The organism is Kitasatospora sp. NPDC022856 (assembly GCF_055561235.1).
Map to the genome: position 1 here is coordinate 1 of NZ_JBVHHE010000064.1, position 13,471 is coordinate 13,471.

Annotated in this window: 6 protein-coding genes; all 6 read right to left on the reverse strand. The window is 76.5% G+C overall.

Features of this window, described 5'->3' with window-relative positions; genetic code table 11:
• Positions 1–169: 169 nt before the first annotated feature.
• The gene (locus tag ACZ34W_RS36155) at positions 170–1,927 is read right to left on the reverse strand and encodes a hypothetical protein (RefSeq protein ID WP_465610373.1); all 1,758 of its coding nucleotides are present in this window, start codon (positions 1,925–1,927) and stop codon (positions 170–172) included.
• Positions 1,924–4,053 carry a hypothetical protein gene (locus ACZ34W_RS36160; protein WP_465610375.1) on the reverse strand — a complete coding sequence of 710 codons (2,130 nt, stop codon included), beginning with the start codon at positions 4,051–4,053 and terminating at the stop codon, positions 1,924–1,926. Before ACZ34W_RS36160 ends, ACZ34W_RS36155 begins: the two co-directional genes overlap by 4 nt.
• Positions 4,050–6,590, reverse strand: a complete 2,541-nt coding sequence (locus ACZ34W_RS36165) for a hypothetical protein (protein WP_465610377.1) — start codon at positions 6,588–6,590, stop codon at positions 4,050–4,052. The genes ACZ34W_RS36160 and ACZ34W_RS36165 overlap by 4 nt, the downstream gene beginning before the upstream one ends.
• Complete coding sequence (locus ACZ34W_RS36170; RefSeq protein ID WP_465610379.1) at positions 6,587–10,321, reverse strand: tubulin-like doman-containing protein; 3,735 nt, start codon at positions 10,319–10,321, stop codon at positions 6,587–6,589. Before ACZ34W_RS36170 ends, ACZ34W_RS36165 begins: the two co-directional genes overlap by 4 nt.
• Positions 10,322–10,454: 133 nt before the next feature.
• Positions 10,455–12,800, reverse strand: coding sequence for a VWA domain-containing protein (locus ACZ34W_RS36175; protein ID WP_465610381.1), 2,346 nt, complete (start codon positions 12,798–12,800; stop codon positions 10,455–10,457).
• An 87-nt stretch (positions 12,801–12,887) separates the two neighbouring features.
• Positions 12,888–13,469: a Pycsar system effector family protein gene (locus ACZ34W_RS36180; RefSeq protein ID WP_329490220.1), complete on the reverse strand. Its 582-nt coding sequence runs from the start codon at positions 13,467–13,469 to the stop codon at positions 12,888–12,890.
• Positions 13,470–13,471: the final 2 nt, after the last annotated feature.

Consider the following 13,471-nt stretch of genomic DNA (forward strand, 5'->3'; position numbering starts at 1 on the left):
CGAATCGACACCCCGTCCCTGCCGCCGAAACACCATTCCTATACCTGACCAGCGGAAACACGCCCGTCACTCTCGGAAAGACAACGGCTTCTAAGAGACCCCGGGGTGGCCGGAGCGCCGCGTCCCGGGGCTGGATCGGGGTGGTGGGCTCCGGCCGGGTGTGGGTGGGTCAGAGGATGAGGTAGATCGCGGCCGCGAGGATGACTACCAGGCCGAGCACGGTGCCGCAGAGGATGAGGATGTTCCGGCCCTGGGGGTCGGGTGGGGGCGGAGGCGGCCGGCGGGGTGGGGACGGGACCGGGGGCGGGGCGGGGCGTCGGTCGGGTGGTGGGGGGTCCTGTGGGGCGGAGGGGCGTGGCGGGTCGGTGGGTGGGGTGAGGGTGTCGGGGGGGAGTTCGTGGAGGAGGCGTTGCCACAGTTCGGGTGGGAGGTCGGGGGGTGCGGCCTTGGCGCCGGGGGGTGGGACGAGGTGGCGCAGCAGCTCGTGTTCGACCGCGGTGCCGTCGTAGAGGAGCGCGCTCAGCAGGGCGTCGAGGGCCGGTGCGTGGCGCCGGTCGCGGACGTGCGGGGTGACGGCCCACTGGAACAGCCAGGCGGCGCGGCGGGCGAGTTCGGTGGTGGACTCGGCGGACGGGTCGGGCCGGCCCCGGTCGGTGCGGTAGAGGTAGAGCCGCTGGTCCAGGACCTCCGCGCAGAGGCGGTGTTCGTCCTCCGGGTGCCGCTGGGGGCTGCGGCGGTGGAGGACGAGCAGCAGGCGGCGGGTGGCCGGGTCCGGGAGGTCCTCCTCGCGCAGGATGTCGAGCAGGGGCCGGTCGCCGATGCCGTCGGTCAGCCGTAGCAGGTAGGGCAGCAGGTCGTTGGTCGAGCCGGGCCGGAGCAGGGCCCGGCGCAGTTCTTCGGTGGGCGGCACCGCCGGCGGGGCGGGGCGCTTGGGCGGGACGTAGACGGGCTGGTCGTCGGGGTCCGGGTCGGGTTCCGGGGCGGGTTCCGGGGCGGGATCCGGTCTGGCCGCCCGGACGCCGAGGGTGCGGGCGAGGCGCCGCAGGCGCTCCTCGGCCGGCCAGGTCGCGGCGTCCCGCAGCTCGCCGGTCAGTTCGGGCAGACCGGCCGCCCGGCGGCCGGTGGTCTCCAGACAGCGTTCGACCAGGCGGGCCGCCAGGTCGTGGGCGAGGTCGGCCTCGGGGCGGCGCGGGTCCACCCGGGAGCGGGGCTGCTGCTGCCCGGAGTCGGTCGCCCAGTCGGCGACCCAGGTGACCAGCAGGTCGTGGCGGTCCGTCACGTCGTAGGTCGCGAAGGTCCACGGCTGCTGGAGCCAGGTGTGGCCGAAGATCTCGTGCAGGCCGCTGATCACCGCGGCGGACGGGTTCCGCTCGGGCCAGCCCGGTAGGGCGTCGCTGCGCAGGGAGAGGCGGTGCCGAGGACGGCGCAGCAGGGCCGCGGTGGCGACGGTGAGCGCGTCGGTCACCCCGGCGATCCGGGCCGGGGTGTCGGCCCAGGTCTGTTCGGCGCTGTCCCGCAGCAGGGCCCGGGAGACGGGCGGGCAGCGGTCGGTGGCCTCCTCGGCGAACCGCTTGGTGCCGAACGACCAGTCGCGCAGCGCCAGGGAGAGCCGGGCGCCGAGCACCTCCTGCTGGCCGAGCAGCAGGTGGCAGGCGGTGTTGGGCCGCCCGCCCAGGTCGGCGGTCGGCCACCGCCGGATGACCGCCGCCTCGCCGCGCTTGGTGACCGTCCGGACCAGGCTGGGGCGCAGCGCGCCGTCCACCCTGAGCAGCGGGGCGAGCTCGCGGGCCAGCTCGTCGGCGCGTTCCGGCGGGCAGGACCACGCGGCGGCGGCCATGCCCGCGCCGCGCCGCCCCAGGTTGCCCTGCCAGCGGAACACGATCTGGTCGACGGTGCTGTCCGGGGCAGTGGCGCCCGGGGCGGTCATCCGGTCACCTCCCCGGGGGCGTGGCCGTCGGCCAGCTCGATGATGCCGTGCATGGCGAGTAGCGAGATCAGCGGCTCCAGCACCCGCTGCGCCCGGACGCCGCGCGGGTAGCGGCTGTCCTCCTGCCGCCCGCCGGTGGCGGAGGAGATGTGCAGGGTGCAGTGCAGGGCGGTGTCGAAGGGGCGCAGCCAGGCCTTCCCGGCGTGGCGGTGCAGCAGCGCGTACACGTCGCGGCTCTCCTCAAAGAGCCGTCGGCGGCTCAGCGGAAGGTGGCCGGGCTCGGTCAGCCAGCGGTCCACGGGGGGCTCGGAACGCAGCAGGTCGGCCTTGGCGACCACGACCGCCGAGGGGACGGTGAGGTACGGGCCGTTGCGGGGGATGCGGTCCAGGGCGGTGGCGAACGCCGGGTCCCCGTCCCGGTTGACGTGCAGGCCGAGCGCGGTGCGGATCTCGTCGAGCTGCGGCAGCGGCATGGCGAGGGTGGGGTCGACGACGAAGACCAGGGCGTCGATGCCGAGGAGGAACCGCAGCAGCGCGTCGGTGCGCAGGAGGTCCTCGCCGGCGAGGTCGAAGAAGGCCAGCGGGCGGACCCGGCCGCGGGCGTCGGTGATCAGCAGGGACTCCACGAAGCGGGCGGAGTCGCCGGCGCCGAGCCCGGCGGTGTGGGCGAGCACGTTGCCGTCGCGCAGCGGCACCACGCGGTCGTTGAGGAAGCTGGCGTGCTGCTCCGGGTTGACGGACTGCCAGCTGACGCCGTAGGGCTTCAGCCGGTCGTCGGCGATCTCGGCGATCATCTGGGTCAGCAGGTGGCTCTTCCCGGTGTTCGACTGGCCGATCATGGCGACGGTCAGCGGACGCCCGTTGGTCAGGTAGGGGACGGGGATGTGGTGCGGCGGCGTCGCCGGACCGCCCTCGCAGAGCTGGAAGGCGCCGCGCAGCTCGTCGGCGAGCACCCGCGGGTTCTGCTGGTCGGCGAACCGGTAGGGCTGGAGGTCCTGGACGGCGTCGGGCACGTAGAGGGCGTTCGGGTCGAACCGGATGGGTTCCAGGCAGTAGGGGCAGAGCACGCCGCCGGGGTCGGCGGCCGGGTACCCGTACGGCGCGCCGTACGGGTCGGCCGTCGCGTCCTGGTCGGCGGCCGCCGGGGCGCCGTACCCGGGGAGCGCGGCGTACCCGGGCAGCCCGGTGTCGCCGGGGTGCTTGAGGGCGACGGCCCGGTCGAATTCGGCGCGGTGCCGGCCGAGGCCGTCGCCGCCGGCGGTGCGGCCCGCGCCCGGGCGCCGGTCGGGCGCGAGCAGGCCGAGGAGCGCGGCCGGGGCGGGCCGGTCGGCGGCGCGGGGGGCGAAGGAGGACCGCATGGTGTGGGCGAGCGAGCGGTGGTCCGCGAGGTCGGCGGGCTCCCGGTCCGGGTCGCCGGGCCGCCCGGTGACCAGGCGGTACATCACCTGGGCGGTGCTCCAGAGGGCGTCCCGCGGGTCGGTGTGCCCGGTGCCGCCGCGCACCTCCGGCGAGGCGTACGGCGCGGGGCCGCGCGGGGTGCGCGGCCGCCCTGTGTGGGCCACCGCGTCCAGGCCCCACAGCTGGACGGCCCGGCCGTCCCAGCGGACGGCGGCGGGGGTGATGCCGTGGTGGACGAGGCCGAGTTCGGCGAGCAGGGCGGTGGCGTCGACGAGGTCCCGTTCGACGGTGCGCAGCTGGGTGACGGCGAGGCCGTGCAGCCGCTCGGCCGGGGTGCCGCGCGGCGGCCGGTAGAGCACGAACGGCTCGGCGACGTCCAGGTCGTAGCCGATCACCACGGGGAAGAGCCGGGCGAACTCGGTGTCCCCGAACGTGCGGTGCAGCCGCAGGGCGGTCGCCGCCTCGGTGTCGAGCGCGTCGCGGGCGGCGTCCGTGACCCCCGTGCCGGGGGGCGCCGCCGCCCGGACCTGCACGCACTTGACCGCGCCGTCGAGCAGGGTGTTCCGCATCAGGGGGGCGTCGCGGACCACCGGCCCGGTCGGGTCGGGGCCGAACCTCGCGGTGGCGAGCAGGCGTCGCCCGGCGGGCGTCAGGTAGGGCAGGTCGACGCCCTCGGGGCGGCCGGGGTCGCCGGGGCTCCGCGGCCGGACGGGCCCGGTGGTGCTCACCACTGCTCCTCCTCCTCGGGCAGCGAGACGTGCCGCTGCCGGACGGTCTCGACGACGCCGGCCCGCAGCGCGGTGAGCCGCAGCTGCCCGGCGTAGCGGCCGGCCGCCGTCCGGACGTCCCGGACCTCGGGTCGGCCGGGCGGGGTCCGGTGCCCGCCGGAGCCGTCCTGGGCGGCCTCCGGGGCGAACCGGATCAGGGCGACGGCGTCGGGGTTGCGGCTGAGCAGGTCCAACTGCTCGGCCGAGTTCAGCTGCAGCAGGCCCTGGCCGTCCTGGTCGGGACCGGCCGCGTCGGCGGCCCGGCGGATGTCGATGCCGAGCAGCCCGGCGGGGCCGCTGCGGGCCCGGTGCGGCGCGGCGAACGGCGGGGCGGGCAGGACGTCGTTGCGCCGCAGGTGGTCACGGGCCACCGCGAGCAGCTCGCGCACCCGCTCGGCGATCCGCTCCTGGGCGGCGTCGCCGGCGTGGCCGCGCTCGACCGCGCCCCAGTAGGGCTCCAGGGCGGTCAGCGTGGCGTCCGTGAGGTCGCCGGCCAGGGTCGGCACCAGGTCGGGACCGCCCTTGGCCTCCCCGCGCTCCAGCCAGCGCGGGCCCGCGGCGGCTGTGCCGGGCAGGGGCCCCGCCGGGCGGACGGGGTCGGCCGTCCGGGCCTCCTCCCGCCGCTCGCTGCCGCCTCCGGAGGGGACGCTGGTCCAGTCGTACTCGTCGGGTTCGTCCGGTTCGGCCGGCTCGTCGCCCTGGTGGTGGTCGTCCCGCCCGTACGGGGTGGACGCGTCGTTCCCGGGTTCGTCGTCGGCGGTGCGGCCGAGCCAGTCGTCGTCGCTCTCCGCCATGGCCTCGGGCGGGTCGGCCCCGAGGTCGCGGGTGGCCTCCTCCTCGGCGGCGGTGACCGAGGCGCGGAGCACCCCGACCACCGACAGCGCCGCGTCGGCGCAGTACCGGCGCTCCTCGACGGCCCAGAACTCGCGCAGGGCGCGGGCGAGGAGCTCGTCCAGGCCGTTCAGGCCGTCCTGCAGCGGTGTCACACCGCGTTCCAGGCCCCAGCGCTGGGCGTGGTCGTGCCAGGTGCGCAGCAGCAGCCAGCCCCCGAGCCCGAGCCCGGCCGGCAGGCCGAGCGCGCCCGTCCAGACCGGCAGTCCGGCCGCGCCGGCGGTCGCGGCCGCCACCGCGGCGCCGAGGAGGGCGGCCACGCCGAACCGGCCGGCGTCGGAGGCCCGGCCCGGGCCGCCGGGCAGCCGGGTGACGGCCCGCAGCATGCCGAGCACGAGCAGCACCGGGACGGTGAGCGCGGCCGGCAGCGCCGGCCAGGTCCAGAACCCGCCGAGCGCGCCGGCCAGCCCGGTCAGGGCCAGCACGCCGGAGCCGGGCGGGTCGGGCGGCAGCGGACGGTCGGGTGGCGCGGCCTCCCGCAGCCGGTCCAGTTCGGCGATCCGCGGGGCGTTGGAGAGCGGCTGCACCTGCTCGGCGAGCAGCGACAACTGCTGCTCCACCGAGCGCAGCGACAGGCCGTCGCGCAGCAGCCCGAGGGCGAGGCTGCGCAGGCTCTCGCCGATCTGCTCGCCGGTGGTGGTGGCGGGATCCACGGCGACGCCCAGCCGGGCGAGCCTGGTCGCGGACTCGGCCGCGGACTGTGCGCCGACGGTGCCGCCGTCGCTGCGCAGCACCTTGCCGATCAGACTGCCGTAGCGGTCGAGCGCCGACCGGGCCCGGTCGAGCGCGGACTCCAGCTCACGGCGGCCGGCCCCGTTGACGAGTCCGGCCGGACTGCCGAGGGTGACCAGTTCGGCCTCGGCGTCCGACAGCGCGTCGACGACCTCGTGGCGCACCCGGGAGGTCTCGCCGCCGTCGACCGGCCGTCCCGGGGTGCCGGTGCTGGAACCGGCGACCAGACCGGCGAGGGTGGTGGGCAGGGTGGCGCCGGTCAGGACGGTCGGACCGGCGGTGTGCGAGCCGGCGAAGCGGAGCAGCGCCTCGCTCCAGGCCTGGCCGCGGACCTCGGGGGAGAGGCCGTGCTCCAGGACGCGCAGGGCCGGGGCTGCCACGCCGTCGGGCAGCGAGCCGAGCAACTCCAGTGTCTCGTCGAACAGTTCGGGCATCGCGAGGACATCGACCAGGACGGACAGGGCCTGCGGGTCGGCGGGCCCGGCCTGGTCGGCGGCGCCGTGACCGGCCTGGAGGTCGCCGGCCCAGAGCAGGCCCGCCTCGGGGGCGCGCAGGGTGGCGGGGCGCACCAGCCGGCGCTCCGCCGGGAGGTCCTCGTCGGAGCGGGCCGGGAGCCCGCCGACCAGGAGGCAGAGCACCCGCACCCGGCCGGGCGTGCGGTAGCCCATGATCTGCTCGAACCGGGTGCGGTGCTCGTCCAGCCCGGCGGGGGTGTCGACCACCAGGAAGCGCTGGTCGTGCGGTTGGACCAGGCCCTGCGTCGCGAGCCGGGCCGAGACGGCCGCCCGCAGCACGGCAGGGTCCTCGCCGGCGAGTTCGGCGGTGCGCAGATCGAGGTGGACGACCGGCGCGGACTGCGACAGGGGAGTGCTCAAGCGGGCTCACCGCCCCGGCGCTCCGTGCTGCCCGGCTCGCCCGGCTCGTCCCACCAGGAGGTGGAGCGCGGCTCGTCGGGGAACTCCCGCGGGGGTTCGCCCCGGGCGGCGGACCGGTCGGTGCTGCGGTCGGCGCTGTGGTCGGTGTCCCACCCGGTGTCCCGGTCGCTGCCACGGTCGGCGCCGTGGTCGGTGTCCCACCCGGTGTCCCGGTCGGGGCGTCCCATGAACCCGGTGTCCGGGGCGGGCTCCTCCCGCCGGTCCGCCGGCCGGGGGGAGGGCTTCGTCCAGTCGTCGTCGTACGCGGCTCCGGCCCGGTCGGCCCGGTCGGCGCGCGACTCGTACGCGGCTCCGGCCCGGTCGGCCCGATCCTCGTACGGGTCCCGCTCCCCGCCGGCGGTGCCGTGGCGGTCGTCGTCGTCGTACGGGTCCCGCCCGCCGCCGGTGCGCTTCGGGGTGGGCACCCAGCCGCGCGCGCGGCCCCGGCCGTCGGGCCGGTCGGCCGGGCGGGCGGTGCCGAAGTCGTCCTCCTCCCGCACCGGCGGGACGCGGGTGCCGTACGCGTCCTCCTCGGTGTCCTCGACGGCGCGCGGGGACAGCTCCCCGCGCTGGATGACGTCCAGCAGCGTCTCCAGGTTCGGCTGGACGGCCCGCTGGTCGCCGAACTCCAGCTTCAGCGCGGCCGGCAGGGTGTCCGCCCAGAACTGCCAGAGCGGGCGGAACCAGCCGTCGACCCGCTCCCCGCCGATCTCCCGGCGGGACCGGAGCATCCGCAGCTGCTGCGGGGCGATCTGCTCGACCAGCCGGACGAACAGCGGGTCCGGCCGGCTGGCGGAGCGGGTCAGCCCCGCCGGGCGGGCCGCCATCAGCCGGCTGCAGTAGTCCTCGACCGTCCGTTCGTCGTCCAGCACCGTCCAGCGCTCGTAGGCGCGCAGCAGCTCGGCCCAGCTGGAGACCCCGTTCTGCTGCTCGCCGAGCCGCAGCCGCACGCCCGGCACGTCCACGCCGCGGTCGCGGAACAGCCGCAGCCGGATCAGGTGCGGGGAGTCCTCCGGCCCCTCCAGCACGTCCACCTGTCCGTTCCAGAGCAGGCTGAGCAGCCGGTGCAGGATGAGCCGGCGGTCGGCCTCGGTGGAGACCAGCCAGTCGTCGCGGTGGCCGAGCCGCTGGCGCCAGCGCAGGACGTCGTCGCTCTGCTCGTTCTCCTTCGCCTTGGCCCACTGACGCAGCATCTTGCGGGCCTCCGGCACCTGGGTGAGGCTCATCTCGCTGCGGAACAGCACGACCGTGATCGACTGCGTCTCGACGCCCCGGAACTCCGCCCGGGCGTCCTTCGGCAGCCGCAGCGCCTTGCGCAGGAAGTCCTCCACCTCGTCCGCGGACTTCACCCGCGGGTACGTCACCAGGGCCTTGAGCGGGCCGGTGCCCTCGGGCACGAACCCGGCTGGCAGCAGCCCGGCCAGCTTGCGGCCGAACTGCTCCAGCGCCTCCTTGCTGACCTGCTCGGCGTCCTCCGTGCTCCCGGCCGCCGCGGCCAGCAGCACCCCCATGGCGGGCAGCAGCGGGCGCTCCTCCAACTGCTCCCCGCTCTCCGCGAAGAGCCGCTTGACGCCCGCCTCCACGGCGGTCTTCACCTCGCCGACCGCGTTGCCGGGGTTGCGCCGGCTGAGCGCGTTGGCGGAGCGCCACTCCTCGCCGCCGACCAGGCGCATCAGCAGCGCGGCCTCGTCCTCGGTCTCGGGCAGGCCCTCGCGCGCGGTGAGGCGGGTCACCAGGTCGTCGTAGAAGTGCTTGAGGTCGCGCTGCGGCGGCAGCAGGTAGGAGACGCCGGTGCGGTCCTCGTAGAGCGTCTGGGACTGCTCGGCGAACGCCCTCGGCTCGTCCCGGGCGTGGTTGCGGAAGGCCGTGGCGAGCCGGCCGACCTCGGCCTCCAGCGCGCGGGCGGTCGGCTCCCAGCGCTGCTGCTGGCTCTTCCAGCCCTCGTGCCACAGCTGCCGGCTGCGCCAGCGGTACCAGGCGTCCTGGGCCCGCAGCACGGCCTGGACCTCGTCGTCGCCCCAGCGCGGCTGGGCGAGCCCGCCCATGCGGCGCCGGATCCTCGGGGCGGACGGCGGCTGCTCCCGGGTGCCCGGCGGCAGCGGGGGCGTGTGGGTGCGCTGGTCGAGCAGGCCGAGGAAGCCGAGGCGGGCGAGGTCGTTGCCGTCCTGCGGCACGCCCCGCACGATCCGCTGCACGGTGAACGGGTCGACCTTCGCCAGCAGCCGGTCCACCGCCCTGCGGGGCGCGAAGTCCTTGGCCATCTCGGCGGTGCGGACCGCCACCTGCCGGGCCAGGTTGGCGAGTTCGGACTGCATGTCGCCGAGCCGGGCGGCCAGCCCGGCCTCGATGGCCGAGCTGCCGCGCGGCTCGGGAGACGGCGGCTGGATCTCCAGGGCGGGCCGCAGCAGGAGCTCCTCCAGGCCGGAGTCGGTGAACATCTGCTTCACCAGCTCCTCGGCGGAGTGGCCCGGGCGGTGCGTGCGGTCGTCGAGCTGCTGGACGGAGGCGCGCAGGATGCGGCCGGAGACGAGCGAGGCCAGTTCGTCCACCGGGGCGGTCATCGAGGCGACCAGGCTGGTGGAGACGCCGCGGCGGCCGATGCCGGACGGCGCGGTGGCGGCGCGCTGCGTGCCGCGGTTGATGAAGCTCGCGGCGAAGGTCTGGTAGTCGTCGTCGGCCCGGGTGCGGGCGGTGCGGCCGTCGCCGAGCTCGGTGCCGATCAGCGACATCACCAGCGACACCATCGAGCGGCGCAGGTCGTCCGGCCGGATGCCGGCGGTGCGGTTGAACAGGAAGGCCGTCGGCAGGATGCCGGTGCGCAGCCGGATCGGGGCGGTGTGCGGGTAGCGCACGCGCAGCGTCAGGTCCTCGTCCAGGTCGCCGAGTTCGGCTCCCTCGACCGGGGCGTTCTGCTCGTCGACCAGGCGGAAGAGGTCGACCAGGGCGCGGGCCGAGTTGAGTTCCGCCTCCCGGCCGCCGCCGCTCGCCGCCGGGAACGCGGAGGGCATCACCACCAGCGGGTAGATCTTGACGCCGTCGAAGCCCTTCTCCCGGAAGGCGTGGTTGATCAGGTACAGGTAGTCCAGGAAGATCCCGGCGCCGGTGCCGCCCGCGACGGAGAACGCAACGAAGACGTCGCAGCCGGAGACCGGGCCGCCGCCGAGCTGGCTGAGCACCCCGCCGGAGCGGGCGAGCGCGTCGATGGCCTGCATCAGCGGTTCCAGGACCGGGTCCAGCCCGCCGCGGAGGGTGCCGAACAGCCCGGCGCGGCCGACGGTGGGCAGCTGGCCGGCGCCGTTCTTCAGCGGTACGACCCGCGGCTCGTTGTTGCGGGGCGGCAGCCAGGCGGCCGTCTCGTCGGGCAGGCTGGCCCGCAGCATCTTGGTGACGTCGGGCGAACTGTCGAAGTTCGGCAGCAGGTCGTGGGTGGAGCGCGAGGTGCGGCTGAAGACGGGACGCAGCGCCGGGGCGGCGGAGGCGTGCGGCAGCCTCGACAGGTCGGTCTCGCTGAAGTCGGCGTAGACGAACTGCAGGCAGTCCGGCAGCTGGTAGGGGGCCATGGCGCCGAGGCCGGTCAGCGCCGTGCCGTCCGGCCCGCAGAGTTCGGCGCGCAGCCGCCGGTCCAGCTCGGCGCCGACGAGGCCGCCGGTGCCGCCCAGGCCGACGAAGAGCATCGGCTGGAAGATCTTCATGTGTTCCGCCTCCATCCGGCCGCGCGGTGCGGCCGGTTCGGGTGTGGGGTGGGGCGAGGTGGACGTGCGTGGGGTGGGCGTGGGTCGGGGTGGGCGTGGGTCGGGGTCGGCGTGGCTGGGGCGGGCGCCCGGGTCAGAGGTAGTCGGAGGACGGCGTGGACGGTCCCGTCGCGAACGGCCGTTCGTCGGACCGCGGTGGTGGCGGGGTCGGCCCGGAGCGGCGGCCCGCGCCGAGGCCGAGGCTCAGGCCGTCGGCGAGCGGAACGGGGGTGTCCGCGGTCAGCCGGGAGGGCGACCGGCGGCGGATCTCCAGCACCGCGCCGCCGTCCTGGCTGCGCTGCACCCGGTACGTGCCGCCGGGCCGGCGGACGATGCGCGGGTGCGGCCCGCCGACACCGCTCACCTCGAACTCGTACCAGCCGCGGGAGCCGGCGGACGCGGTGTGCTTCCCGATCTCGCGCCCGCCGTCGTCGAGCAGGAGCAGCTCCAGCCCGGCCGGGGTGCTGCGGTCGCGGGTGATCCGGCGACGGACCAGCAGGCCCAGCACGGCCAGCACCACGACGGCGCCGGCGAGCGCCAGGGCCCACCACCACTGCTCCAGGAAGGTCGGCGGCGGGGTGACGGTGAGGGAGAGCGGGCTGTCGACCAGCACCCGGTCCCGGTCGGAGGTGTCGACGACGGTGACCTTGCCGCCCACCGTCACGCCGTCGTCGCCGAGCAGCCGGCCGAACGCCTTGGCGCTGCCCACGGTCAGGGTGACGTCGACCGTGCGCGACTCCTTGGGCGCCAGCGTGACCGAGCCCGGGGACACCGTCAGCAGGCCGGCGGCGAGGTCGGTGACGGCCGGGCGCAGGGTGTGCGGCACCGCGTCGTCGTTGCGCAGGGTCAGGGTGCCCCCGACGCCGGCCCCGGGGTGGGCGCTGGCGCCCCCGTCCAGCGAGAACGACGCGGTGACCAGCGGCACCGCCGGGGAGACCACCGAGGCGGCCGGGCGGTTCTCGTCGGCGGCCAGGCCGGAGGCGGTCAGGGTGCCGGAGGCGGTGATCCGGCCGGTGGCGCCGGCGGGGACGGTGACGGTGCCGGTGAACGTGGCATCGCCGCCCTTCGCGTCCGGGGCGGCGCCGTCGTCGGCCAGCGGGACCGGGACGGACGGGAAGCCCTCGCCCGCCAGGACGGCGGTGACGCCGAGGTCCTTGAGGTCCTGCTGGTCGGTGATCGCCAGGCCCTTGCGGGTCTGCAGCTTGAGCGTCACCACGGCCTTCTCGCCGGCCCGCGGCGACGGCGGGGTCAGCGTGATCGAGCTGTTCAGGGCGCCGCGCCAGAGCACGCTGACGCTGGCCAGCTGGTCCCGGTGCCCCTCGGGGGCGTCCAGGTGGACCCGCCAGTCGCCCGGCACCGGGTCGGTGATGCGCAGCGACTCGACGCTCTGGTCGCGGCCGGAGAACTCGAACGTCGAGTCGGGGTCGGACCCGGGCCCGGTGATCTGCTTCCCGGAGGGGTCGAAGTACGTCGCGGTGACCTGCGGGTCGCCCTTGTCGACCACGATGCTGCCGACGGTGGCGAGCGGGGAGATCCGCACCGGCAGGTCGGCCGGCGGGTGGCCGGTCTTGCCGGGCTCGGCGCGCAGGCAGTGGGCGGCGGCGAAGGCGGCCTCCAGCGCGGTGCCGACGGCGCCCGAGTCCTGCACCACCGAAGCTCGGGGCCTGGCACCGGGCAGGCTGACGCAGCCCTCCTGGAAGCCGCCGGCCGCCATCCGGTCCAGGGCGGCCCGGTCGATCTCCGCGCCGAAGCCGAGCGGCCAGATCTGGATGTTGGCGGCCTTGGCGGCGGCCAGTGCCCTGGTCAGCGCCTCCTCGCCGGCGGCCGCCCGGTGCGCCGGGTCCCCGTAGGCGGGGCTGTCGCTGACGTCCAGCTTGCCGTCGGTGAGGACGAACAGGACCCGGGGGACGGCCGGGTCGGTGCCGTCACCGAGCCGGCCGACGCCCTGGAGAACGGCGTTCGGGAAGTCGGTGCCCTGGCCCTCGTCGGGGGCGCGGCTGCGCAGCTTGGCGATGCAGGTGCCGATCCGGTCGCGGCCGGCGGCGTCGAGGACGGTCGGCGGGCAGACCTCGTCCACCGGGTGCTGGCCCGCGTTGTCCGCGCTGGCGAAGCCGAACACGCCCACCGTCGAGGCGGGGTGCACCTCGCCGAGGGCGATCCGGACGGCGGCGGCGCGCTCGCGTTCGAGGTCGGCGGGCTTGAGGCTGCCGGACTCGTCGACGGCGACGGCGTAGTTGACCGGGCCGATGGACGCCGACGGTGTGCCGGGCGCGGCCGCGGGATCATCGGCGGCGGCCGGACCGGCGGGCAGGCCCGTGGTCAGCAGGGCCGCCGCCGCGACGACGGCCGCGGCGCGACCGAGGCGGTGGCGCGGCCGCCGGGGCCGGGCCGCGGCGGCCGTGGCGCGCCTGCGGGAGGGCCCGAGGGACAGGTGGTGCACCGTCATCTCCTCTGGATCAGGGTGCGTGCTCCCGGCCGACCGGTGTGGCCGGCCGGGGAGTCGGCGGGTGGGGGCAGGAGGGTGCGGTCAGGCGAGCAGCAGCCCGGCGGTGGTGAGGGCGGCGCCGGGCGCGAGGCAGCCGACGCCCCAGCGGATCCAGCGGTACTTGGCGGCGAGGATGGTGCTGACGTCGACGGCCTGGACGAGCAGCCAGCCGACCGGGTCGCGGCCCGCCGCCGCGACCCGGTCGGCCAGCGCCGTCCGGCCCTCGGCCGGCAGCAGGTCACCGAAGTAGGTGACGCCCTCGTGATCGCGCTGGGTGCCGGTGCGGGGCAGGATCGCCCGCACCAGCGCCACGGCTCCGGCCGCCCAGAGCGCGCCGCCGAGGGCGAGCAGGACGGCGGCGAGGCCGGTGGGCCGGCCGTCCGGCCAGCTGCGGCCGAGCAGCAGGGCCGGCAGGCCGAGGGCGGCGGTGAGCAGGATCGAGGCCTTGGTGTCGGCCCGGCCGATGTCCTCGCGGACGGCGGCCAGCAGGCGGTCCGCGACGAAGCGGGCCTCGTCGGGGGCCGGTGCCTGCGGGGACGGGGATGTGGTCGGGGACGGGGACGTGGTGGAGGTGGCGGCGGGGGGCGGTATCGGGGGCACGGTGGTGGTGCGGGGGTCGGGCACGG

Bases quoted from the DNA above. Each gene is read 5' to 3' on its own strand.
- ACZ34W_RS36155 (WP_465610373.1), bottom strand. From the start codon at position 1,927: ATGACCGCCCCGGGCGCCACTGCCCCGGACAGCACCGTCGACCAGATC.
- ACZ34W_RS36170 (WP_465610379.1), bottom strand. From the start codon at position 10,321: ATGAAGATCTTCCAGCCGATGCTCTTCGTCGGCCTGGGCGGCACCGGC.